The organism is Mucilaginibacter gilvus (assembly GCF_004054195.1).
GTDB lineage: Bacteria > Bacteroidota > Bacteroidia > Sphingobacteriales > Sphingobacteriaceae > Mucilaginibacter > Mucilaginibacter gilvus.
Window position 1 is genome coordinate 172,616 of the sequence record NZ_SBIW01000006.1, and the last position, 23,693, is coordinate 196,308.

The following is a 23,693-nucleotide window of genomic DNA, read 5'->3' on the forward strand; positions in this document are numbered from 1 at the left end:
TTTTTTGTTTACCACGGCGTTACGCCATTATCGCTAAAGTACCCGCCGGTTGGGCCATCCTTATCTATCATGGCATATTTTACAATAGGGGCGGCGCCTTCTTCTACGCTTTTATACCCCTGGTTACCGTTAAAATCGGTTTTAGTGTAGCCGGGGTTTACAGCGTTTACCTTGAATTTATCCTTTAGTTCGTACGCTAAAGCAATCGTATAGTTATTCAACGCGCTTTTTGATGGGCCATAAGCAGCGGTCTTAACCTCGTAATGTCTCCAGGTTGGGTCGCTGTGTAAGGTTAGCGAGCCAAGGTCTGATGTTACGTTTACTATCCGCGGGTTGGGTGCGTTTTGCATAAGGGGCACAAATATGCGTGCCATACGCGCTACGCCTATCACGTTTACTTCAAACACCTCTCTAAATATTTCATCAGCGGTATTTAAAGCCGGCTGCGGGAAGCTGCCGGGAATGCCCGCGTTGTTTATCAGTACATCCAGGTGATCTATACTGCCGGCAAGTTTATTATATGCCGCCTGTGCCGACTCTTCACTCGTTACTTCCAGTTGCAGAAACTCAACATCGGTTAAGCCTTCAGCATGTAATTCGGCTACGGCTTTATCGCCTCTTTCTTTGTCGCGGGCGCCCAGGTAGATGTGGTAACCGGCTGTGGCCAGTTGGCGGGCAGTTTCCAGCCCAATACCTTTATTGGCGCCGGTAATTAATACAGTTTGTTTTTTCATGATACAAAATTATGGCGCGGCAATGGTTCCATCACTGCACATAGTATGGCATTAACTGTACATTTCAAGGATTTGCTGGCGATAGGCCATTGGAGTGGCATCCGTAAGGCGTTTAAAAAACCTGTTAAAATACGCGGCATCCTCAAAACCAAGCTCATCCGCAATTTGCTTAATAGATAGTTTTGTATGCAACAAGCGGCGCTTTGCTTCCATAACCAGGCGGCTATGAATATGGCTTATGGCCGTTTTACCGCTTTGCTGTTTTACTACATCGCTGAGGTAGCCAGGCGTGAGGTTTAGCAAATTCGCGTAAGCCGCAACATCGTGCTGGTGAATGTAATTCTCAGTAATTAATTGCTGAAAACTTCTAAGCAGGCAGTGGCCTTTGGTTGTTTTACAATCTTCGCCAAATTGTTCGTTATAAAGCCTGCTCAGGTATATCACCAGCACCCTCAGCCAGGAGGTAAGCATCTGGTTGTGCCAGCTGCCTGCCGAGTTGTACTCCACATACATCTTATGCATAATGTCTTTAAGGTAGATGATATCATCCTGAGACAAAACCAGCTCATGCGCACCCGCCGGATTTTGAATAATTGGCAATAACCGCAGCATCCTGTTCTCTTCCAGCATTAAAAACTCTTCGCTAAAGTAGGCTACCCAACCCTGCATGGGGCAAATTTCCTCTTTTAAATGGATCTGTTGAGGTACGGTAAAATAGAAGTGGCCGGGCTTAACCGTATAGGCTGTATCATCTATCCAATGGCGGCTGCTCCCCTGCTCAACAAAGGCGAATAAATAATATTCCTTACGATGGGGCAGCAAAAATGCGGGATCTATTATCGCTTCAATCCCGTCAGACTCGCGCACCATTATCATGGCCGGCGACCCATCATCGTTTAGTAAAGGATAATTTGTGATCACACTTTTTTCCGGAATAGTTAAAACAGGCATAGTATAAAATTAAAAAATGGCGGTGAGTACACCGCCATTTGTAAGTAAAAAAGTCTTAGCCAACCTGGTTGTAGTGTCCTCACCACAATCCTTAAGCGCCTACATCAACTCCTTATCTTTTTTTACGTGATAGGCCTTATTGGCCATATAAAACAGCAAAACTGTTGGTATAATGTAAAACAGCGCGCCGCTATATTTAATATCCGGGTAGGTAACTATCAGTTGATAGATCAACAATATTAAAGCTACTATCCCGCCTATGAGGTATAAATAAAAGAACTTCATGCCTGCTGTTTATTTTGTTTTTGCTATCCGTTTAAATATGGCTGCGCCTAATGGTGGCGCGGTTACCTGCATCGAGTTTTCTTTGCCGTGCCATGCTTCGGCATCGGTTTTAATAGGGTTGTAGTTGATCATGCCGCTGCCCCAATATTGGTGCTGGTCGGAATTGAATACTTCCTGCCACTCGCCTGCTGCGGGTACGCCAATACGGTAGTTTTGGTGCGGAACGGGTGTCATGTTCAACACCACAACCAGGTCGTTAGCGGGATCGATACCCTTACGGGTGTAAACGATCACCGAATCGGCCATGTTGCTGGCATCTATCCACTCAAAGCCCGTCCAGTCGAAACCTTTTTCGTATAGCGCGGGTTCAGATTTATATAAGGCATTAATTGCTTTCACAGTTTCTTTAATACCTTGGTGGCTGGTGTGCTCCAGCAAATGCCAGTCTAACGAACGCTCAAAGCTCCACTCGCCTACCTGCCCAAACTCGGCCCCCATAAACAGCAATTTTGTGCCGGGATGGGTAAACATAAAGCTGTACAGCAAGCGCAGGTTTGCAAATTTTTGCCAGTCGTCTCCCGGCATTTTGGTAAGCATGCTGCCTTTACCATAAACCACCTCATCATGCGAGAAAGGCAGCATAAAGTTTTCGGTAAAGGCGTACACCATGCTAAACGTGAGCTGATCCTGGTGATATTTGCGATGGATAGGGTCATGTTCAAAATAATCAAGCGTATCGTGCATCCAGCCCATCATCCATTTCATACCAAAGCCCAGGCCGCCTGTATAAACCGGGCGACTAACGCCGGCAAAGGAGGTTGATTCCTCGGCAATGGTTTGCACATCCGGGAAGTTGCTGTAAACAGCCGTATTAAATTCCTTGAGGAATGATACGGCTTCCAAATTTTCGTTGCCGCCAAAAACGTTTGGCTCCCACTCGCCTTCGTTGCGCGAATAATCGAGGTACAACATAGACGCCACGGCATCTACACGCAACCCGTCTATATGGTAGCGCTCCAGCCAAAACAAGGCATTGCTTATTAAGAACGCGCGTACCTCGTTACGGCCATAGTTAAATATGTACGATTTCCAATCCGGGTGAAAGCCCTTGCGAAGGTCCTCGTGCTCGTAAAGGTGTGTTCCGTCGAAATTATATAATCCGTGCGCATCGCCGGGGAAGTGCGATGGTACCCAATCCAGTATCACCCCAATACCATTGGCGTGGAATTGCTCCACCAGGTACATAAGGTCCTGCGGGGTACCGTAACGGCACGATGCAGCAAAGAAGCCGGTGATCTGGTAACCCCAGCTTGGGTAATACGGGTGCTCCATTATCGGCATAAACTCTACGTGCGTAAAGCCCATTTCCTTAACATAAGGCACCAATTTTTCTGCCAGCTGGCGGTAGGACAGGAACTCATCCGGGCTCTCAGGGCTGCGTGCCCAGGAGCCGATATGCATCTCATAAACCGAGTAAGGCTTATCTAACGCGGTATATTGGTAGCGGCTGGCCATCCAGTCCTGATCTTTCCATTCGTAAAAAGTATCGGCAACAATAGATGCTGTATGAGGCGGCAATTCCCAGCGCAGTGCGAAAGGGTCGCTTTTTTCCAGTTCGGCACCATTGTGCGATTTGATGAAGTATTTATAAGTTTCGCCAACGCCCACGTTTGGCACCCAGCCCTCCCAGATGCCCGATGCATCCCAACGGTAGTTCAAGGCATGCGAGCCTTTGTTCCAACCGTTAAAATTACCTATTACGGCAACGTACTGCGCGTTTGGCGCCCAAACGGCAAAGTAAGTACCCACCACGCCTTTGTACTCCAGCACGTGCGAGCCAAATTTTTCGTAAAGTTTAAAGTGTTTACCGCCTTTAAACAGGTCGATATCAAAATCGGTAAAACGGCTATAAGGTTCAACGGCTTTAATTTCGGTATTGGTTGTAGCATTTATAATGGTTTCCATTTTGGTTTTGGAAGCCAGTTTTTTTGCAGGCTTTGCAGCCGTTTCATTTTCTTTTTTTGCTGATGCTTTTGGCTTTTTGGCTACGGGCGCTTCAGCTTCCGGGGATGATTGGGCAGCTTCGGTTTTCTTCGCTGCTTTTGGTTTAGCGGCTTTTATAGGTTTCGATTCGGATGATTCGGCCCCGGTAATTGTTGTTTTCTTTGCCATAGTCAGGTAGCGCCCTTAAGCACTTAGGTTAGTTGGTTGCAGGAATAATTCCTGTTGTTCAAATATATAATTATTGAACATACATTAGCAGGAGTTGTTTATTTAAAACAAAAAAGACGGCTCATTTTAACCGCAGAGGGCACCGAGTGGCCGCAGAGAAGCGCGGAGGCCTTATTGCTGATGGCTATTTACTGACTGCACCTTTGTTTTTTAGGTAACCACCCAAAACAGATACCGGGGCAAAAATAAACATGGCGAACAATTGCGTCCAGTGGCTACCGCCGGATACCGCCATGGAGATACCCGCAAAGGCGAATATCATACATGCCAGTATAAAATTCAAACCAAGCGTATTTTGCTTCGCGATGAGTTGCACAACCGCCCCTGCCAGGATGGAAAAGCACACGCCGTAGGCTATTGTTATCAACTTAAAATTAAACGGTGCATCCTGATGCGGATGATGATGCGTTAAATTGAATAACAAAACCGAGCTTACGGCAAATACCAGGTATCCGACAATAACAGCTAAAATTTTCCTGAACATTTGTTTTTTCTTCAAATATGGAAGATATTTTGATATGGCGTTTATTGAAAGTTGCTAAATACAGGGAGAATATTTTACAGCTCATTTCTAAGCGTATGACTTGCGATTTAATTCTTCAATACTGGGCGATCATTCAAAAAATCTGAATCTTTATTAAAAAAGAGGCGCTGTTCATATTTTCTGCCGTCGTCATCCATAAATTCTAATCTAAAAAATCCATTTGAGATATCCTCATCTTTTGGATACGTTGATGTCCAAACTGTATCACCCACCTTATAAAATGGTTCATATTTATGACTTTGATAAATTAAGTTACCCTTATCATCCATGTGGGCATCAAAGTTTATTGAAGTTGTAACATTGAAAGCTATGTTTTTTTCGCAAATAATTGTGATCGAACATGTTTTTTCGTTACAATCCCGATACATCAAAAATTCGGGGCGTATTTCGCGGGCTGCTTTGTTAAGTTCAAAAGTTATTAATTCGAGCTGTTTTCGATTTAAGTCAATGGTTTCCTTAAGAGTAACTACTAAAATTCTAAGAGTAGCAATGCTAACTGCTAACGATGCAACATAAACGGCAGTTGTAATTATATCAGTTATTACCATTGACATGCATTTATATTGTTGGCTTTTTAAGTCCTCTCAATTTAGATAGTAACGACTGATATTGATAAACAGATTTCAAAATTTCTTTCGCAAACTCAATGGATATTTCAATCTCCTCGTTACCAATTTCTTCAAAATCTTTCGCAACAATGTGCGCAGCATCATTTCCGAGAAGTTTTAGTTCGTACATTGCCTCCAAAAGCTCTGTGGGAACAGTAATAAGTTTTTTTAAACTTTCGAGCTTTTGATGCAAGTTCGCACCCGTTGCGCGCTTATCCTCACAAATTGCTTCCAGAGTTTTTCGAATCATCATCCCAGCTGCAATGAAACATTCATTTGAATGACATGTCACTGCTTCTGTAAAAATTTGTAGAATATTTACTGGAATATTATCTTTACTAAAGTCTATTCGTTGTTGTGGGTAACTCATTACTATTTCAGAGGTGTCCTTGCAAATAAAAAATACCAGACCAGAACAATCTCTATTGGGGCACCGTCTCATACCATAGAATCTTGAGTTGGTATTAAGCTTTAAGTCCTGCGTTCCAAGAGTATTAAACGTGCCATTGTTTCCGCAATGCGGACATTTCAATACTATATGAGGAGTGTATTGCTGACTTACTACAGATGATAATATATTTAGGTACATATCCTTAAATTGTAGGCGTCAATATAAACAAAACTTTAACAGTAAATCGCTTGGTCATATAACAGGAAACTTCCATGATTACTAAGTTAAAAACTGGGATTCTTTGCAGAAAACAATAAGACAGAATAGAGCCTAAATAAGCGCATTTTTTTAAATACCGAGAGCGCTAAAAAAATTTCATCTCAGCGCCCTCGATGTATTCTAAGCTAACTATGTGGTTAGACCATTACTAAAACAACCCCTATTTCAATATCTCTATCTGTTTAAAGTTTTTGCTAAACTTAAACTCGTAGGTTTTATCGGGGTTTACCGATACTTCTTTGATCTCCTTGCCATCGGCTATAATTTTTGATGGCTTAAACGGCAGGCCGTTTATTTTGATGTGGTAACCTTCGTAGCGCGGGGTGTACAAACCTTCCATGCTTTGTTTGATACTCATGGTTTTGGCAGTACCGTTTACGATGAATTTTTTCTCTAAATAAATATCCTGCTCGTAGGCAAATGTTTCGCCGTAATCTTCAAACAGGAACGAGTTCACCTCGTAATCGCTGTAGTAGATATTCAGTTTTACCTCTTCTATTGGTTTCTCGCTGGTGTACTGCATCACCGGGTATTCGGGTATAACCGACCCTGCTTTTACAAAAATCGGCATGGTATCCAACGGTGTAGCTACATGTACTTCCTGCCCGCCTTCTACCATTTCCAGACTCCAGAAATGGTACCATTTGCCTTTTGGCAAATAAACCATTCGGCTGGTTTTGCCGGGCTCTAATACAGGGCAGATCAATATCTTATCGCCGTAGGTGAACTCATCCTGCCTGAAGTGATTGGCAACGGTTTCCTGCTCGTGCATTACAATAGGCCTCAATATAGGGAAACCGTAACGGTGATGCTCCCAAAATGCCGAGTATAAGTAAGGCAACAACCTGTATCTTAACTCAATAAACTTACGGTTGATGGTAGTGAACGGTTCCCCAAAGCTCCACGGTTCGCGTTCTTTGGTATCGCCGGCAGAGTGGGCGCGCATAAATGGCGAGAAGGTCCCCATCTGGATCCAGCGGGTGAACAGCTCACCATCGGGCTCGCCGCTAAAACCGCCAATATCTGTTCCGCAGAACGAGATGCCCGATACCGATAGTCGCTGCAGTTGCACATTACCAATTTTAAGGTGCTCCCATGAGGCCACGTTATCGCCCGTCCAAACGGAAGAGTAGCGTTGTACGCCTGCATAACCGGCGCGGGTAATGGTGAACGGGCGCTTGTTCTTCATCTGCTTGCGCAGGCCTTCATACGTGGCGCGTACCATTTGCATACCGTATACATTGTGTGCCTTGCGGTGGCTTCCGCGGAAACCATCGTATTGGTGGCGCACATCATCCGGGAATGTGCCCGAACCAAATACGGCAGGCTCGTTCATATCATTCCACACACCTGCTACGCCAAGGTCAACCAATTCATCAAACAAACCACCCCACCAGGTGCGTACCTCAGGGTTTGTAAAATCTGGAAACTGGCAGCGGCCCGGCCATACGTGGCCTTCCATAAAGTAATCATCGCTGCGGCGGCAGAAATAGCGTTTCTCCTTACCTTCTTTAAACACAGAGTAATTATCGTCCACACGAATCCCCGGATCGATAATAACAACCGTTTTAAAGCCGTTGGCGGCAAGGTCCTCAATCATCTTCCGCGGGTTAGGGAAGTATTTTGGGTTCCAGGTAAAACAGCGGTAGCCATCCATATAATCGATATCCAAATAGATACCGTCGCAAGGAATTTTATTCTGGCGGAAACCGTTGGCAATTACGCGGACTTTATTTTCCGGGTAGTAGCTCCAGCGGCATTGGTGGTAGCCCAGCGCCCAAAGCGGCGGCATGGGGTGTGTACCGGTTAATATGTGGTAATTCTTTACCACATCCATCATATGCGGGCCGTGGATGTAATAGTATTGCAGTTCGCCCCCATCGGCCCAAAAACTTGTTTTGGTTTGATCCTCACCACCAAAATCGAAGTGCGCCTTAAAGGTATTATCAAAGAAGATACCGTGGGCGATGCCTTCGTTTACGCTGATATAGAATGGGATAGAGCGGTACAGCGGATCCTGGTTCCAACCGTACGAGTAGGCATCGGTATTCCAGTTTTTGAGGCGCTTACCTCGGAGGTTAAATTCGGTAGCCTTATCGCCAAGCCCAAAAAAACTTTCTTCGGGGGCACAGGTTTTTGTACAAAATACGTAGTAACCGCCAAACTTCACGTTCTCTTCCCAATGCATCGGCGTAGCATCAGAACTTGTGATAACGCCGTTATTATCAGAAAAAGAGATAAAGAAATCCTGTTTACGGATATGGCAATTAACGGCCTCGGTAGATACCTTAAACTCCAGGTCGGTCTCGCTCAGGTTAAACGCCACCGCTTTGGTTGGCAGTTCGGACACGGCGTAGCTAAATTCATCCAGAAAAACGCTGTGAGGGGCAAGGCGGATCCTGATGATCTCTTTAGTAACAATAGTAACTTCTACGCTTGCATCGCCATCTGTAAAAAAGAATTTATTTCCTTTTTGTTCGGCGTGATTGGGTACTCCGAGGTATTTTTTTACGATGGGTTTTATGCCATCCGCGGGGTTATTTAAGTGGTGGAACTCCTCATCATCCACGATCATGTTTTCCTCAGCTACGAGTAATCTGGCCGTTAGTAGTTCGGGGTTCGGGTCAGGTACGTTTTCTTTCATAAAACTTTAATATTCTTGGACTTTGTTAAATTATTAATAAACAAAGGTTAAAAATCACATCAGCTAATCTTCTTATCAGCTAATAAACGATTTATTACTGAATATTCAAGCCATAATTAAGCCAAATTTGCAATAAGGCGTATTATCGGCACATTTTTATAAATTTGTAAATACCGCCCTTTAACTATTCACGATGAACAACTATTTTATCACCCAGCCACCTTTTAGCGTAAACAAAAAGAAAAATTCGCCACTAATAAACTTTGTAAACAAAGGGTTACGCTTCTTAAAAACCGGCTACAATGTTCAGCAGCTTGATACCAGCGTGGATATGAACACCGTAGAGCAGCGAATTAATTTTTACCACCTGCTGGATAGTGTAATTGTGAATAATGTGGCAGGTGATATTGCCGAAATGGGCACCTTTATGGGGCAATGCGCCCTGCTTTTTCAAAAAACCCTCACGTTGCGTCAATCTGATAAAAAGCAGCATGTTTACGATACCTTCGATGTATCGTTTAAATTTAAGGGTGATGTACTGGAGAAGTTAAAGGACCAGTTTAAGCAGGCAAAACTGCCTCTCCCCGTGATCCACAAGGGCAATTTTTTTGACACCCTACCCACGGAACTTCCTGACGCGCTTTGTTTTATACATATTGATTGTGGCTTTGGGGGTGACAAGTTTGAGCACAAAAAAGTAATGATGCATTGCCTGAAAAGCATTTACCCCAGGATGAGCAAAGGCGCTATCTGCATTTTGATGGATTATAACGACCCGGCAGAAAACGGCGTTGCACACGATATCGCACCCGGCGTTAAACTGGCCTGCGACGAGTTCCTATCCGATAAACCGGAAAAAATAATTGCCCTATACGGCAATCAATACCTGCACGCTTACTTTCGCAAAGTGTAACTAAAATGCCAGCAGCAAGCCGCCTACGGGCTTTAAGTCAACATCTACCCCCTGCATAATATCGGGTGTTGAAAACACGGCACCCGTTAACAGATCCGTAAAATTGGCGTTTGCGTTCAAATTGAATTGGTTTAGCAACTCTGCTGGGATATTCACGCGGATATTTCTTTCGGCACGATTAAAATTCGCAACCACCAAAACCCGCTGTGTATCCGTATATCGCAGGTATAAGTACAGCCGGGTATCAAAGCCGGGCTGTTGCTCATTGGCAATCATCAACTCATAAAACTCACCGGTACGCAGCGCTTCGTTATTTTTTACCGTGTTAAGCAAATCGCTGTAAAACTTGCGCAGTTGCAGTTGTTGTGGCGACAATCCTCCCCCATCAAACGCCCCATTATTTACCCACTTTTGATGCCCCGGAACGCCCCAGTAATCAAATATGGTGGTGCGCCCGTCGTCGCCGCTAAAGCCTTGTTCGCCTTCTGCCGGTTCGCCTACCTCCTGCCCGCTATATATCATCACCGGGCCGGTAGCCAGCGTAGCGCTTACGATCATTCCCGGCACCGCGTACCAGGCATCGCCCGCAAAAAAACAACTGGCAATGCGCTGCTCATCGTGGTTTTCCATAAAGCGGATCATGTGCGCGTCGATACCCTTGCAATGGTTGTTCCATACGGCGTTTATGTCCCATGTGGATGCCCATTCGTCGTTACAGGTAAGCTTGCGGATGGCGTCGTAAAGCCCAACCTTATCGTACAGGTAATCGAACCCGCCCGTTTGAATGTAGTTGTAGTATTGATTTTTATCGTATGCCTCGCCAATAAAAATGAGTTCGGGGTGTGAAACTTTCAGCTTGGGGATGATCCAGGCCCAAAATTCTACGGGCACCATCTCTATCATATCACAACGGAAACCATCCACGCCCATTTCGGCCCAGTAGGTTAGGATGTGGTGCATTTTGTACCACAGCGGTGGCACGTGCCCAAAATAGGTTTTGTGCCCATCGAGGTAGTAAACCCCGTAGTTGAGCTTGATGGTTTCGAACCAGTCGTTTATGGAGGGGGCGGGATTAAAAACATCGTTGCCGGTTGCCTTAGCCGGATACTCCTCAAAATGCCCGTCTTTTAGTGGCGATACAAATCCATCGCCGCCGGGATTATAGCCCGACGGCACCTTAAAATGCTCGCCGGGGATGTAGTAAAAATCATTTTCGGACGTAAAATCTTTGGAAGTATCGTCGTCCTCCCCAAAATCACGCACGGCTTTGGGCCGCATGTCTGATGCGTAGGTGCGTGCCACGTGGTTGGGCACAAAATCGATAATTACCTTTAGTCCGTTGAGGTGCGTGCGGGTAACCAGGTCCTGGAACTCGTTGATGCGGTTGTTCACATCCACGGCCAGGTCGGGCGCAACGTCATAATAATCCTTAATAGCATAGGGCGATCCGGCGCGGCCCTTCACCACATCGGGGTCGTCGGTTTTAATGCCGTAGGCGGCGTGATCCGTCATCGTGGCGTGCTCTATCACACCAGTGTACCAAACGTGACTAAAACCCATTTTACCGATCTCGCTAAGCGCCTTATCCGTAATATCGTTGAACTTACCGCAGCCATTTTCTTCTATGGATCCATAAACCTTATTGGTGGTTTTGGTATTGCCGAACAAACGCGGAAGCATCTGGTAGATTATTAATTTATGATCGGGGGTGGATGATTCCATTAATGATTGATGATCTATACTGGTAAATTCTATTTATATATTAGCTTAGCCTTAAATGAAAAAACACGCGCTCCTTATTATTAGCCTATTTTTGATCCTTTCAGGCATTGCTATGTTCTTTTTTGGAGGGTCAATGTTTAGCTACCAAGGCCCCCCATTGAGCGATTTCGTAAGTGGAGCAGCGAAATATTCGTTCCTATTCTGCGCACCAACATTCCTTTTAGGGCTGGCTTTATTGATATTCTATATCCGAATGAGGGACTAAGTCCTCATAAGTACCTCGCCCTTCGCTTCAATCAATTGGCTGGCTCCGTTAAGCATTACCGTCACCGAATTATCCGATAAATTCCTCACCGTTGTCCCCTCTTTCGCTATCCTGATATTCAACAAACTCCCACGGAAACCGATCTGGAACGAAAGCGCCTTCCACTCATCCGGCAACAAAGGGTTAAAGGACAGCATACCATCCTTCACCCGCATCCCACCGAAACCTTCTACTATGGACATCCAGGTACCGGCCATCGAGGTGATGTGGCAGCCGTCCTCTGTATCGTTGTTGTAATCGTCTATATCCAACCTTGATGTGCGGAGGTAAAACTGGTAGGCCCGCTCCACATCGCCCAGCTTAGCGGCTAATATGGCGTGTACGCAGGGCGACAGTGATGACTCGTGCACCGTACGCGGTTCGTAAAAATCATAGTTGCGGCGGATGGTCTCCAGGTCGTAATCTTCCTCAAAGAAATATAGCCCCTGCAACACATCAGCCTGTTTAATAAATACCGACCGAAGGATCCTGTCCCAGCTCCATTTTTGCACCAGCGGGCGCTCAGTAGCGGGCAGGTCGGTCACTAAGAGTTGTTCTTTATCCAGGTAACCATCCTGCTGCAAATAGATGCCCAGCTTCTCGTCCTGCGGGAAATACATTTTGGCAACAATGTCTGCAAAACGACCACTCTCGGTTCCTTCGTCAAAGGTTATTTTAGCGGCCAATTCATCATATTTGGCCTGATCGGCTTGTTTGACTTTGTCGATAACTTCCAGCGTATACTTCATACACCATACGGCAATGGTGCTGGTATACCAGTTGTTGTTAACGTTGTTTTCATACTCGTTTGGCCCGGTTACCCCCAGCATCACATACTGTTCCCTATCTGCCGACCAGGTGATCCGTTGCGACCAGAAGCGCGAAATAGCAATCAGCACCTCCAGTCCGTAATCGCCAAGGTAAGCTTCATCACCCGTGTAGCGCACGTAATTGTAAATGGCAAATGCAATGGCACCGTTGCGGTGGATCTCCTCGAATGTGATCTCCCACTCGTTGTGGCATTCGGTACCATCCATGGTAACCATAGGGTATAGCGCCGCGCCATCCTTAAAGCCCAGCAGTTTAGCGTTCTCTATGGCCTTACCCAATTGCTTGTAGCGGTATAGCAGCAGGTTGCGCGCCACTTTCTGCTCGGCAGTAGCGAGGTAGAAGGGTACGCAATAGGCCTCGGTATCCCAATAGGTGCTGCCGCCGTACTTTTCGCCGGTAAAGCCTTTGGGGCCAATGTTGAGGCGATCATCCTCCCCTGTATACGTTTGGTTAAGCTGAAAGATGTTGAAACGAATACCTTGCTGTGCCTTGGCATCGCCTTCTATGATGATATCGTTATTTTTCCACTTTTCAGCCCAGGCGGCGGCTTGTTCAGCCAGTATGGTACCGAACCCTTTGGCGGCGACGCGGTTAATAACCGCGGTTGCCTTATTCGCAAGTTCCTCTTTGCTGTGGTTTTGGGAAGATAGGTTCGCAGCGTATTTAAGCAACGTGATACTTTTCCCGGCACCCACGTTCACCTTTACGGTTGTGCCTATATATTTTTCTTTTTCTATCGGGGTCGATTCAAATTCCAACGGCGCGTTATCCTGTAACAACACAATTTTAGTAGCTGTCGCCACTTCGAAGCCTGTTTTCTTGGTGCGCAATTGAAGGTAGCCGCCATCATTTGTTGTGGCTTTGCTTACTTCATCCCAAAACTTCTCATCGTAGTTAGAATCCTTATTTACGATGTCGCCATCGATGTAAGGGGTAAGCGTGATCTCGCCATTAAAGTTAAGCGGGGTAATGGTGTAACTTATGGCACCACATTCATCATCTACCATACTGCAAAAACGGACAGATTCTACACCCACTTCTTTACCCGATTCGGTTTTCGCTTTAAAGCTCCGTTTAAGGTAGCCCTCCTGCATATTCAGCTCCCGGCGAAACGTAAGCACTTCACATTTGGCCAGGTCCAGCGGCTCATCGCCAAGTGTTACATCTATCCCTATCCAGTTAGCCGCGTTCAGCACCTTGGCAAAGTATTCGGGGTAGCCGTTCTTCCACCAGCCTACGCGGGTTTTATCGGGATAATAAACACCGGCAACATAGTTGCCCTGCAGGGTTTCGCCGCTGTAGGCTTCTTCAAAATTGGCGCGCTGCCCCATGCGCCCGTTACCCAAACTTAAAACACTCTCGGCCACCTTATTATAATGAGGGTCGAAGCCTTCTTCGATGATCTTCCACTCGTCAACTTTAAAATAATCTTTCATAAAGGGGTATTGTATTACCGTTGCTAAAATAATATAAACATTTTAAAAGCCTCACCTAAATCTGCGCAGCCTCACCCCCGGCCCTCTCCTTATGGAGAGGGAGTTATTTCAAGTCCTCTCCTTTGGAGAGGATTTAGGTGAGGCTTCCCGACCGAGGCTTTTCTTTTCCCAACCAAAACCTCTACCTTGCATTACCTCTTATGAAAAACACCGTTTTAATTATTGGCGCCGGTGCCGCCGGTTTGATGGCTGCCCGCGCTTTGGCAATTGCAGGCAAGCAAGTAACTGTACTTGAGGCACGTAACCGTACCGGCGGGCGCATCCACACGCTGGGCGACGAGTCCTTTTTTAAACAAACCGAACTCGGCGCGGAATTTATCCATGGCGATCTGCCTGTTACCCTAAGCCTGCTGAAAGAGGCAGGGATAACCTACCGCCCTGCTAACGGCGAAATGTGGACCTATCAAAACGGCAAGTTCGAGGAGAACGGCATGGTGATATATGATTGGGAGTTGCTGATAGAGAAGCTGAACGAGCTAACGGAAGACAGCAACATCTACGATTTCCTGCAAAAAGAATTCCCCGGCAATGAATATAAAACCCTGCGCCATGGTGTTTGGAAATACGTAAGCGGTTATGACACCGCCGACCCAAATGATGCCAGCGCCTTTGCCCTTCGCAACGAGTGGCAGCACGAACAGGAAGACGCGCAGCACCGGGTAGATGGCGGCTACTGCCACATGATCAGCTACCTGGCGTCGGAATGTAAAGCCAGGGGTGGGAGAATATTCTTGAACGCGGTTGTAAAAGAGATCAGTTGGGAAGCTGACAAAGTAACAGTAGTAACAGAGGACGGTACGAGATACAAGGCACACAAATTATTAATTGCGATGCCCTTGGGTGTGCTAAAAGCTAAAAAAGGGGAGCTTGGGGTCATTAGCTTTAGTCCCGAGATACCTTTCCAAACTAAGGCTTTGCAGCAAATGGGCTTTGGGTGGATCATCAAGATCTTGTTTGAGTTTAGTCACCCATTTTGGCTGGATAACAAAACGGAACACATTGCCGGCCGCAACATTGAAAAAATGGGGTTCCTGCTCTCGGACGAAGAGATCCCCACCTGGTGGACGCAGGTTCCGGACCAATCTAACGTAGTAACCGGCTGGTTGGGTGGCCCTTGCGCGGCGGAAAAAGCCAACCTGTCCGACGATATCATCGCCAAGCAGGGCCTGCAATCTTTAGCTAACATTTTTAAGCGTGATATAGAGGAATTAAAAAAGCTGCTAATCGCCCGCCGCGTTATGAACTGGTGTACCGACCCATTTACCCGCGGCTCCTACGCTTACGATACTGTAGAAGCGCCAGAAGCACGAAGGGTTTTAAATACGCCGGTTGAGGATACCATCTATTTCTGCGGGGAATACCTATACGAAGGCTCCGCGATGGGCACGGTGGAAGCGGCATTAAGCAGTGCTGTGGATGTGGCAAAGAAGATAACCAATAATTAATAACCTATGAACCCGGCCCCGCTTACCATTATCAATCTTAAACAGGAAGCCGATACCGAAGCAGCTTATAAAAACGTTATGCTTTCAGCCGTTAACGACCATGTTGTGAGAATCAGCGTAATGACGGAAGATTTCTACTGGCACTATCACGCCAATTCCGATGAAACCTTTTTGGTGACCGAAGGAGTTTTGCTAATAGATTTGGAAGACAGAACTATCGAATTAAGTGCTGGTGAATTGTTCGCCATACCCAAAAATGTGATCCATCGCACCAGGCCAAAAGGCGAACGATCTGTGAATGTTACTTTTGAAAGTATGGATATGGAGACGATAAAGGTGGAGCGGTAGAAAAATCACATTAGGGATGAACCCGCCTAAGTAAGGTGACAAATGCGTTCCAGGCAATTCTATCTTTAAATCGCCTCTTTTTTTTCCGCTGCCATTTCAATGTCTCCCAAATCGGGCGTCATCGAGTCTTGCTGGTCAGCGGCGGCCTTCTCATATTGCAAACTTATATAGATGGGAAAATGATCCGAATCAAAGTTGGAGAGGCGTTTCATGCTTTTTAATTTCAGGTCTGTAGAAAGAAAAGCGTGATCCAGCGGGAACCTGATAATTGGGTAATGTGCATGAAATGTGTTATAAAATCCCCTACCCCGCCGCGGATCTATAAGCCCGCTCATTTTCAAAAAAAGCTCGGTAGTGTAACTCCAGGCCACATCATTCAAATCGCCTATAACTACAACCGGCAAATCAGACGCTTTAGCCAGATCGGCTATGAGCAACAGCTCTTTATCGCGTTCGGTAGATCTCGGATTTTCATTGGGCACCGGTGGAGTTGGGTGTACGGCAAACAACTTAATTTTCACTCCACCATCCAGCACAATTACGGTATGGATAGAAGGGATATCATCCTCAACCATATATTTTACTTCAGCATCCTCCAGCTTAAGTTTAGAATATAAAAGCATCCCGTATGTATTTTCTAAAGCCACCTTAACCTCATACGGATAAACTTTTGCCAGTTCGGCGGTTTGGTTATCCCAGCGTTTATTAGTCTCCAGCAACAGCACTACATCAGGGTTATATCGGGCAATTTCTTTAAGGCATCCCGCGGTATTTGTATTATGCTGAAAAACGTTAGCGATCATTATACAAAGCGACTGATTCGGAATATCTTTATTGGCTTTGAGTACCTGCTTGCGACCCAGGATTGTAAATGGAATTATCTGTGTTAATAGGTAAGTAATGTTGCAAAAGAGCAATATCAAAAATATATAGCTTACAACAGCGCTACCTTTAAAGAACGATGCGAACAACACGAAGCAAACAACCGATAACACCAATTTTTGCAGTCGCGGGTAGTCAAATATTCTGAATATCCAATATTGGTGTTTAATAATGGAAAGCAACGTAAACGAAATCAATAAGACGGAAAAGGCAATCAGGAAGATGTTCATCAGGATAGCACGTGAAAATAAGGTTTAATTATATCTATAAATTATCCGGCAAAGCACTAAAAGTAACGTTGGGTTACGCCCCCTGCCCTGCCAGCAAATACAGCACTGCCATACGGATAGCTACGCCGTTCTCTACCTGGTCCAGGATGATGGATTGCTTGCTGTCGGCCACATCGCTGGTGATCTCCACACCGCGGTTAATAGGGCCCGGGTGCATAATGGTTATCTCTTTATCCAGCCCGTCCAGGATCTGTTTATTCAAGCCGTAAAGCATGGTATATTCCCGTTGGGATGGGAAGTATTTGATGTCCTGGCGTTCCAGCTGGATGCGCAGCATGTTGGCCACATCGCACCAATTAAGGGCTTTTATCAGATTATGCTCCACTTTAACACCAAGCGAGCCAATGTATTTGGGAATCAGCGTTGTTGGCCCGCAAACCATTACCTCGGCACCCAATTGTTTCAGGCAAAGGATGTTGGAAAGCGCAACGCGCGAGTGCAGTATATCGCCTACTATTACCACCTTTTTGCCAGCTACTTCGCCATAGCGTTCGCGGATGGAAAAGGCATCAAGCAGGGCTTGCGTAGGATGCTCGTGCGCGCCATCGCCGGCGTTTACAATTTGAGCTTTTACGTGCTTGGCTAAAAAAACACCGGCACCGGCGTATGGGTGGCGCATTACCACCATATCCACCTTCATGGCCAGGATGTTGTTAACGGTATCCACCAGCGTTTCGCCTTTACTTACCGATGATGATGATGCCGAAAAATTAACCACATCGGCAGAAAGCCTTTTTTCAGCCAGTTCGAACGACAAGCGGGTACGGGTAGAGTTCTCGAAGAAAATATTGGCGATAGTAACATCGCGCAGCGAAGGCACCTTTTTTATAGGGCGGTTCAGCACCGTTTTAAAATTATCAGCGGTTTCGAATATCTGGTTGATATCGTCAACATTTAAATCTTTTATCCCCAGTAAATGCCTCGTGCTTAATGCCATTTTTTATTTCAAATGTCGAATTTTCAATTTTCGAATTTATCCTTTTACAATCTTTACACCGCGTCATCGGGAGATTGCTTCGTACCTCGCAATGACGCTCTTATATTAGTTTCCAAAATCGAAATTGAACATTCGAAATTTGAAATCTCTTTATTCCTTCACCTCGGATACCAGCACAATCCTGTCTTCGCCGTCGGTTTCTCTCCAGCTTACCACCACTTTTTGCGATGCGATGCTATCTACCTCGATGCCTACATAATCTGGCGCTACCGGTATATGGCGCGAGTAACGGCGATCTACCAGGGTAAGCAACTCCACTTTTTGCGGCCTGCCGAATGCCTGCATGGCATCCATAGCGGCGCGGATGGTGCGGCCCGTCCACAGCACATCGTCCATCATGATCACCTTTTTACCTTCGATAATAAAATCTATCTTGGTTTGATTGGGTACCAGCTGGCTATCGCGCCTGCGGAAATCATCGCGGTAGAAAGTAATGTCCAGGTCGCCCTGTAGTATATTGCTTTCGGGGAGTATCTTGCGTAATTCTTCGGCAACACGGTAGGCTAAATAAATGCCGCGGGGCTGTATGCCTATCAATACCGAGTCGGAAAAATCGTTATGATTTTCAATTAACTGACGACATAAACGCTGTATAGTAATTTGAAATTTCTGACCGTCGAGCAGCGTTAGATTTTGCATCGTTTGGGTGGATTTGGGCAAAAGTAGTAAATAGTTTTGAGTTTTGTGTGATGAGTTATTGGTTTTACACATAGTTTGTCACACCAAAAATACACAGGGGTAATATTTACATAACGTTATTATTTTTTATCTTCAACCTGTTTTTCAATCCATCACAATAAAAACTAAATGAGATTTTTTTATAAACTTTCGCTGGTTGCGGCGCTTGCCTGCACCGCAACCGCACCGGCTTTTTCGCAAACGGAAATCACCGAAAAACTCCCTACCGATTACCTTACCAAAGAGTTCCACACCGGAAGGCGCCAGGCCCTGCGCGATAAAATGCCGTCCAACTCGGTAGCGGTGATCTTCGCTTTCCCCGAGGAGGTTTTTTCTAACGATGTAAACTATGTGTTCCATCAAAACCCCGATCTGTATTACTTCTCGGGCTATAAAGAAGCTAACTCGATGCTGCTGATATTTAAAGATATGCAAGGCAGCGGTGCCGATAGCTACAACGAAGTAATATTTGTGCAGAAGCGTGATGCAGCCCAGGAACAATGGACCGGTAAAAGGCTTGGCGTAGAGGGCGCTAAAAGCCGGCTTGGTTTTAAAATGGCCTTCAACGGTGCGGATTTTGCCGCTTTCCCTATCGATTTTAAGAAATTCGCAACTATTTTATATGATGGCGTGCCGGGCGATGTTGGCGCGGATATTTCAAAGGGCAGCCTGAGCGACCTGGTAAACAACTTTAAAAGCAAAGCCGAAATAAAGGATATAGATAAAGGCCTGATGAGTGACCTGAGCCTGATAGCCCAGCGCGGCAATCCAAAAAATATCGACCGGATAATGGCCTATCTGAAACCCAAAATGACCCAGGATGCATACAAGAACAACGCCCTGCTGCAACAATTGGTTGCCAAGCCCGATTCGGCAACGCTGATTGATTTTAAAGCGAAAATAGGTGGCACCATGGGCGGAATGGTACAATACGACGACGCGGTGATGCAACTGCGCGGCGTAAAAACTCCCGAAGAGTTGGTGCTACTAAAAAAATCGGTACAGATAAGCAGCCTGGCCCATGCCGAAGCGATGCGTGCCGTAACGCCGCAAATGAGCGAGCGCGAACTGGAAGGCATTATGCTATATGTGCATAAAAAATACGGCGCCGAAGATGAGGGCTACCCGCCAATTGTTGGCGCAGGCGGCAACGGCTGTATTTTGCACTACGAAGAAAACGAGGCCACCGCTGTACAAAACCAGCTGGTATTGATGGATGTAGGTGCCGAATACCACGGCTACTCTGCCGATGTTACCCGCACCTTTCCGGCAAACGGCAAATTTACAGAGGCTCAAAAAGCGATTTATCAATTAGTGTACGATGCGCAGGAAGCCGTGTTCCCGCTTTGTAAAGAAGGCGTGCCTTACAGCTCGCTGGAAGCAAAAACAGGCGAGGTACTTGCCGCTGGCCTGATAAAACTGGGCATCATAAAAGATGAAAAAGAATTACGCAAATATTACCCGCACGGTGTATCGCACCATTTAGGACTTGATGTGCATGATAAAGGCGGTTATGGCGGCGACTTGAAAGCAGGCATGGTGATCACCGTTGAACCGGGCATTTACATCCCTGCGGGTAGCCCATGCGATAAAAAATGGTGGAACATTGGCGTACGGATAGAAGATGACATCCAAATAGGCAAGGATAAAGGCATCAACCTATCTGAAGACGCGCCACGCAAATGGCAGGACGTTGAAAAGATGGCCGCCGAAAAAAGCATATTCGACGCAGGTAAATTTCCGGCATTGAAATAGCATCTTGGCTGCGAAGCATTTAATTACAGGTAAATGGAGCTTGTCTTTGATGAAAGAGACAAGCTCTTTTTTTTGGCAAAATCCCGTTTCCCGGCTCGTAAAATAAGCGTGGGATACTTTGCATAAAAAAACAACATAAATCATTAAGCTATTGATTTTCAAACCCGATTGCCTACATTTACCAAAACCAATCAGCCCTACCTATGCTGTCCTACGGTAAATCTTCACGGCTCATTAAACAGGTATGCAGAATTTGTATTTGCATAGGCTTGGTTATTTTACAACTCGATGCGACAGCGCAGGACACCGGTGCCGTAAAAAAGCTGATCCGCATGGACCAGGACCTGCGGGAACGCTTCCCCGCAGAAAAGCTTTACCTCCATTTCGACAGACCCAGTTACACCACCTTTGATACCATCTGGTTTAAAGCCTACCTGTTTAACGCCGCCACGTATTCGCCATCGCGGTTAAGTAGTAAGGTATACATCGAACTGATAAACGATAGCAGCAGCGTGGTTAACCGTTTTGCCATACCAATGGGCTCCGGCTTAGGGCAGGGCCATATCATACTTAACGAGAAAATAAGCGATGGCACCTATACCGTGCGGGCATACACCAACTGGATGCAAAACTTTGGCGAGGATGCTTACTTTAGTAAGCAATTCTACATAGGCAAACCATCTGCCCAGGGGAGCTGGCTGGTGAATGAACAGCACAACATTAAGGCCATGCCACAAGGTAATGAAGTAAACCTTGCGTTAAAACTAACCAGCCTTACAAATGCGGTTATCCCCTACCGGGATATCGAACTCAGGCTTACCGAGGGCAAAAAAACGCTGGTTAAAAACAACTATCTAACTACGGATGGAGGCAATATCAACGCCAATTTCATGCTCCCAAAAAAAACAGAAACACGCCGGCTCTCGCTGCTCATTACCGATAAAACCACAAAAAACAAATACATTTTCCCTTTTTACCCCGGTGGTTATCTGCAAAACATCGACCTGCAATTTATGCCCGAAGGCGGCAATTTAGTAAATGGAATCTCCTCGCGTGTAGCCTTTAAAGCCATTAGCGAAGATGGGCTGGGAACAGCAGTTACCGGGCATATAGTAAACAACAGCGGCCAGCAAGTAAGCAGTTTTTCAACCTCGCATAACGGGATGGGGAGCTTTATCTTGTTACCTAAAGCAACCGAAACTTATACCGCCAAATTTGAGTTGAATGATGCCAGTCATTCGGTACCGCTGCCTGTGGTGCAACCATCGGGCTTATCTTTAAGGGTTGATAACCTGTCTTCGCCAGATTCGGTTTATATTCATATCAAAGCCACACCGGGGATAGCCGCTGCAAATAAATCGTACAGTTTGATCGTACAATCTGCAGGCGGAATTTATTTGGGCTTATCGTTTAAAATTGGCCGGGGATTTAACAATATCCCGCTGGAGAAGAGCTACCTGATGTCGGGCATTGTGAGTTTTACCATTATTGATGCCGATAACCGCCCGCTGTGCGAACGACGGATCTTCATCGACCATCACGACAGGTTAGACCTCGAAGTCGCTAACGCGCAAACAGTTTATACTCCTCAGGATAGCATTGCGCTGAACATCCACGCATGTGATGCAAATGGCCACCCAATTGCAGGCAGCTTTTCTGTCGGCATTACCGATGATGCTTTCATCAAAAACGATGCTAGTGCCGATAATATAGTTAGTCGCCTGTTGCTAACGTCGGAACTTAAGGGCCACATTGAAAACCCCGGATGGTATTTCAACTCCAATGATTTGAATACCGCGAAAGCAATGGACGACCTGATGCTTACGCAGGGATGGACAGGTTTTGATTGGGAAAAAGCGATGTTACCAATCGCCAGACCCCAATTTATTGCAGAGCCCGGTAATCGTTTAACCGGCAGGTTGCGCAACCTGTTTAACAAACCTGCAAAGGATTCCAGGCTGAACCTGTTCTCCGTAAGTAAAAAATACGGGCTGATAGTGTTGGATACCATTAGCGATGCCAAGGGTGAATTTGCTTTTGAAAACCTGCCATTATTTGATACCATAGCCTACACCCTACGGGTAAACAATAAAAAAGATAAGGCCTCAACAGCCGATATTATCCTGGATCTATTTAAGCCCACAGCAATTGCTGAGAGCGAGATCCGCATAATGCCATGGTATGTTCATGCCTACGATAGCCTGATGCTTGCCTATTTTAACCGCCCGCAGCCAATACGCTATAATGGAATTGATATTAGCGAGGTAAAAGGCAAACTGCTTAAAGAAGTAAAGATAAAAGCCGATAAACCACATGTAAATGTAGCGGGCTATAATGGTTTTGTAAAAAAAGAGATCTTCGAAAAAGAACTGGTAGAAGCCGGGAAAATGACGCTTTTTGACCTGCTATCGCGCAAGATAGGCGGTTTTGGCGTAAACCGTTTCTATGCAGAAAGTGTGTTCTCCAAGCCTGCTTACCATATCTACGACCCCGCGCTGGTTATAGGCACGTCTATGGTGGCTGATATTATAGTTGACGGCATGAGCACGAGTGTGATAGTAGGCGTCAACACCAGTATTGACCCGGTAGGCGACCCGCAAACTACCATTGACTTTATGAAAAGTATAGGCGCAGATGACGTAAAAGACATTAAAATAGCCGAGGGAACAAGATTATTCATAACCGTAACCACCCGTAGCGGCAACGGGATTTTTACGCAGCCCGCGTTTAATATTTTCTCCTACCGCCCGGTACCGTTTTGTTTGCCGAAGCAATTCTATCGCCCAAGGTACGATGTGAAAAATACGACTGCGCTTTTGCCGCGCCCAACCCTGCATTGGGAACCCAATATAATAACCGACGGAACAGGCAAAGCGGCCTTATCCTTTTTTGCGGCCGATAAACCGGGTACCTACACCGTAATTATTGAAGGGACGGATATGAACGGGAATTTTGGCAGGCAAACCAGCAAAATAACCATATCACCACAGGCGGCGGCACAAAAGCGAACCCAAATTGGTAAATAGCAAAGTGTTTAAGGGAATATAAACCAGCAGGCATACACTATAAATGCCGCTATACCGCCGGCTATCAGCACTTTAATGGGGCTTGTTATTTTGTCCAGTGTTCTCTCACTATTAAACACCCGTATGTTCAAATAAAGGTAGCCCAACCACCCGGTTATCGTTACTATAATAGCTCCGGTAACAATCCATTCGAAGGACGGATCCGAGCGGCGGATGCGTATCCCGTTATCATTCATTAAATACAGCAGCCACGTTATCAGTATAGGCATCACTATCAGCGCCAAACAAATATGCCTGCTTATGCGGGGCGAGAGCTTTTTCATTATGATAAATATACC

At 45.9% G+C, this 23,693-nt stretch carries 19 protein-coding genes; 5 read left to right on the forward strand and 14 right to left on the reverse strand.

All coding sequences use genetic code 11. The features are described 5' to 3' along the window. Window positions 1-8: 8 nt before the first annotated feature. The 8 genes from EPL05_RS12925 to EPL05_RS12960 all read right to left on the reverse strand — a co-directional run bounded on the left by EPL05_RS12925 (window position 9) and on the right by EPL05_RS12960 (window position 8,599). Window positions 9-734, reverse strand: coding sequence for an SDR family oxidoreductase (locus tag EPL05_RS12925; RefSeq protein ID WP_128534388.1), 726 nt, complete (start codon window positions 732-734; stop codon window positions 9-11). Between the two features lie 51 nt (window positions 735-785). Then, on the reverse strand, window positions 786-1,685 hold the full coding sequence (locus tag EPL05_RS12930) for a helix-turn-helix domain-containing protein (protein ID WP_128534389.1): 900 nt from the start codon (window positions 1,683-1,685) through the stop codon (window positions 786-788). Between the two features lie 99 nt (window positions 1,686-1,784). Continuing rightward, window positions 1,785-1,970, reverse strand: a complete 186-nt coding sequence (locus tag EPL05_RS12935; protein WP_128534390.1) for a hypothetical protein — start codon at window positions 1,968-1,970, stop codon at window positions 1,785-1,787. Between the two features lie 9 nt (window positions 1,971-1,979). Beyond that, window positions 1,980-3,935 carry a 1,4-alpha-glucan branching protein GlgB gene (glgB, locus tag EPL05_RS12940; protein ID WP_208394752.1) on the reverse strand — a complete coding sequence of 652 codons (1,956 nt, stop codon included), beginning with the start codon at window positions 3,933-3,935 and terminating at the stop codon, window positions 1,980-1,982. Between the two features lie 391 nt (window positions 3,936-4,326). Next, a complete protein-coding gene (locus EPL05_RS12945; RefSeq protein WP_128534392.1) occupies window positions 4,327-4,701 on the reverse strand; it encodes a hypothetical protein in 375 nt (124 codons plus the stop codon). A gap of 92 nt (window positions 4,702-4,793) precedes the next feature. Then, complete coding sequence (locus EPL05_RS12950; RefSeq protein WP_208394742.1) at window positions 4,794-5,294, reverse strand: hypothetical protein; 501 nt, start codon at window positions 5,292-5,294, stop codon at window positions 4,794-4,796. Between the two features lie 10 nt (window positions 5,295-5,304). Beyond that, window positions 5,305-5,724: a DUF4145 domain-containing protein gene (locus EPL05_RS12955; RefSeq protein WP_166727692.1), complete on the reverse strand. Its 420-nt coding sequence runs from the start codon at window positions 5,722-5,724 to the stop codon at window positions 5,305-5,307. Between the two features lie 460 nt (window positions 5,725-6,184). After that, window positions 6,185-8,599: a glycoside hydrolase family 31 protein gene (locus EPL05_RS12960; RefSeq protein ID WP_128534685.1), complete on the reverse strand. Its 2,415-nt coding sequence runs from the start codon at window positions 8,597-8,599 to the stop codon at window positions 6,185-6,187. 262 nt (window positions 8,600-8,861) lie between these two features. Between EPL05_RS12960 and EPL05_RS12965 the strand changes: the two genes are divergently transcribed. After that, on the forward strand, window positions 8,862-9,581 hold the full coding sequence (locus tag EPL05_RS12965) for a TylF/MycF/NovP-related O-methyltransferase (protein ID WP_128534395.1): 720 nt from the start codon (window positions 8,862-8,864) through the stop codon (window positions 9,579-9,581). Here EPL05_RS12965 and EPL05_RS12970 read toward each other — a convergent pair whose 3' ends face one another. Both EPL05_RS12970 and EPL05_RS12975 read right to left on the reverse strand, forming a co-directional pair. Further along, window positions 9,582-11,303 (reverse strand): alpha-amylase family glycosyl hydrolase, encoded by a 1,722-nt coding sequence (locus tag EPL05_RS12970; protein WP_128534396.1) that lies wholly within the window; start codon window positions 11,301-11,303, stop codon window positions 9,582-9,584. A 261-nt stretch (window positions 11,304-11,564) separates the two neighbouring features. Beyond that, the gene (locus EPL05_RS12975) at window positions 11,565-13,874 is read right to left on the reverse strand and encodes a glycoside hydrolase family 65 protein (protein ID WP_128534397.1); all 2,310 of its coding nucleotides are present in this window, start codon (window positions 13,872-13,874) and stop codon (window positions 11,565-11,567) included. Window positions 13,875-14,074: 200 nt separating this feature from the next. Here EPL05_RS12975 and EPL05_RS12980 point away from each other — a divergent pair, with 200 nt between their 5' ends. Then, window positions 14,075-15,379, forward strand: coding sequence for a flavin monoamine oxidase family protein (locus tag EPL05_RS12980; protein ID WP_128534398.1), 1,305 nt, complete (start codon window positions 14,075-14,077; stop codon window positions 15,377-15,379). Between the two features lie 6 nt (window positions 15,380-15,385). Further along, the gene (locus tag EPL05_RS12985) at window positions 15,386-15,727 is read left to right on the forward strand and encodes a cupin domain-containing protein (protein ID WP_128534399.1); all 342 of its coding nucleotides are present in this window, start codon (window positions 15,386-15,388) and stop codon (window positions 15,725-15,727) included. 65 nt (window positions 15,728-15,792) lie between these two features. Here EPL05_RS12985 and EPL05_RS12990 read toward each other — a convergent pair whose 3' ends face one another. From EPL05_RS12990 to pyrR, 3 genes are all read right to left on the reverse strand, one after another. Then, window positions 15,793-16,530, reverse strand: coding sequence for an endonuclease/exonuclease/phosphatase family protein (locus EPL05_RS12990; RefSeq protein ID WP_243837288.1), 738 nt, complete (start codon window positions 16,528-16,530; stop codon window positions 15,793-15,795). A 382-nt stretch (window positions 16,531-16,912) separates the two neighbouring features. Beyond that, window positions 16,913-17,836 (reverse strand): aspartate carbamoyltransferase catalytic subunit, encoded by a 924-nt coding sequence (locus tag EPL05_RS12995; RefSeq protein WP_128534401.1) that lies wholly within the window; start codon window positions 17,834-17,836, stop codon window positions 16,913-16,915. A gap of 150 nt (window positions 17,837-17,986) precedes the next feature. Continuing rightward, complete coding sequence (gene pyrR / locus EPL05_RS13000) at window positions 17,987-18,535, reverse strand: bifunctional pyr operon transcriptional regulator/uracil phosphoribosyltransferase PyrR (protein WP_128534402.1); 549 nt, start codon at window positions 18,533-18,535, stop codon at window positions 17,987-17,989. 168 nt (window positions 18,536-18,703) lie between these two features. On the opposite strand from pyrR, the gene EPL05_RS13005 reads away from it, so the two are divergent. Beyond that, on the forward strand, window positions 18,704-20,329 hold the full coding sequence (locus tag EPL05_RS13005; RefSeq protein WP_128534403.1) for an aminopeptidase P N-terminal domain-containing protein: 1,626 nt from the start codon (window positions 18,704-18,706) through the stop codon (window positions 20,327-20,329). Between the two features lie 269 nt (window positions 20,330-20,598). Next, complete coding sequence (locus EPL05_RS13010) at window positions 20,599-23,355, forward strand: hypothetical protein (RefSeq protein ID WP_128534404.1); 2,757 nt, start codon at window positions 20,599-20,601, stop codon at window positions 23,353-23,355. Window positions 23,356-23,363: 8 nt separating this feature from the next. On the opposite strand, the gene EPL05_RS13015 is transcribed toward EPL05_RS13010, so the two are convergent. Next, entirely contained in the window at window positions 23,364-23,678 is a 315-nt protein-coding gene (locus EPL05_RS13015) for a hypothetical protein (protein ID WP_128534405.1), read from the reverse strand. Window positions 23,679-23,693 lie beyond the last annotated feature (15 nt).

Coding starts and splice junctions, on each gene's coding strand:
- EPL05_RS12925 (WP_128534388.1), bottom strand. CDS start 734: ATGAAAAAACAAACTGTATTAATTACCGGCGCCAATAAAGGTATTGGG.
- EPL05_RS12930 (WP_128534389.1), bottom strand. CDS start 1,685: ATGCCTGTTTTAACTATTCCGGAAAAAAGTGTGATCACAAATTATCCT.
- EPL05_RS12935 (WP_128534390.1), bottom strand. CDS start 1,970: ATGAAGTTCTTTTATTTATACCTCATAGGCGGGATAGTAGCTTTAATA.
- glgB (WP_208394752.1), bottom strand. CDS start 3,935: ATGGAAACCATTATAAATGCTACAACCAATACCGAAATTAAAGCCGTT.
- EPL05_RS12950 (WP_208394742.1), bottom strand. CDS start 5,294: ATGGTAATAACTGATATAATTACAACTGCCGTTTATGTTGCATCGTTA.
- EPL05_RS12955 (WP_166727692.1), bottom strand. CDS start 5,724: ATGAGTTACCCACAACAACGAATAGACTTTAGTAAAGATAATATTCCA.
- EPL05_RS12960 (WP_128534685.1), bottom strand. CDS start 8,599: ATGATCGTGGATGATGAGGAGTTCCACCACTTAAATAACCCCGCGGAT.
- EPL05_RS12965 (WP_128534395.1), top strand. CDS start 8,862: ATGAACAACTATTTTATCACCCAGCCACCTTTTAGCGTAAACAAAAAG.
- EPL05_RS12970 (WP_128534396.1), bottom strand. CDS start 11,303: ATGGAATCATCCACCCCCGATCATAAATTAATAATCTACCAGATGCTT.
- EPL05_RS12975 (WP_128534397.1), bottom strand. CDS start 13,874: ATGAAAGATTATTTTAAAGTTGACGAGTGGAAGATCATCGAAGAAGGC.
- EPL05_RS12980 (WP_128534398.1), top strand. CDS start 14,075: ATGAAAAACACCGTTTTAATTATTGGCGCCGGTGCCGCCGGTTTGATG.
- EPL05_RS12985 (WP_128534399.1), top strand. CDS start 15,386: ATGAACCCGGCCCCGCTTACCATTATCAATCTTAAACAGGAAGCCGAT.
- EPL05_RS12990 (WP_243837288.1), bottom strand. CDS start 16,530: ATGATCGCTAACGTTTTTCAGCATAATACAAATACCGCGGGATGCCTT.
- EPL05_RS12995 (WP_128534401.1), bottom strand. CDS start 17,836: ATGGCATTAAGCACGAGGCATTTACTGGGGATAAAAGATTTAAATGTT.
- pyrR (WP_128534402.1), bottom strand. CDS start 18,535: ATGCAAAATCTAACGCTGCTCGACGGTCAGAAATTTCAAATTACTATA.
- EPL05_RS13005 (WP_128534403.1), top strand. CDS start 18,704: ATGAGATTTTTTTATAAACTTTCGCTGGTTGCGGCGCTTGCCTGCACC.
- EPL05_RS13015 (WP_128534405.1), bottom strand. CDS start 23,678: ATGAAAAAGCTCTCGCCCCGCATAAGCAGGCATATTTGTTTGGCGCTG.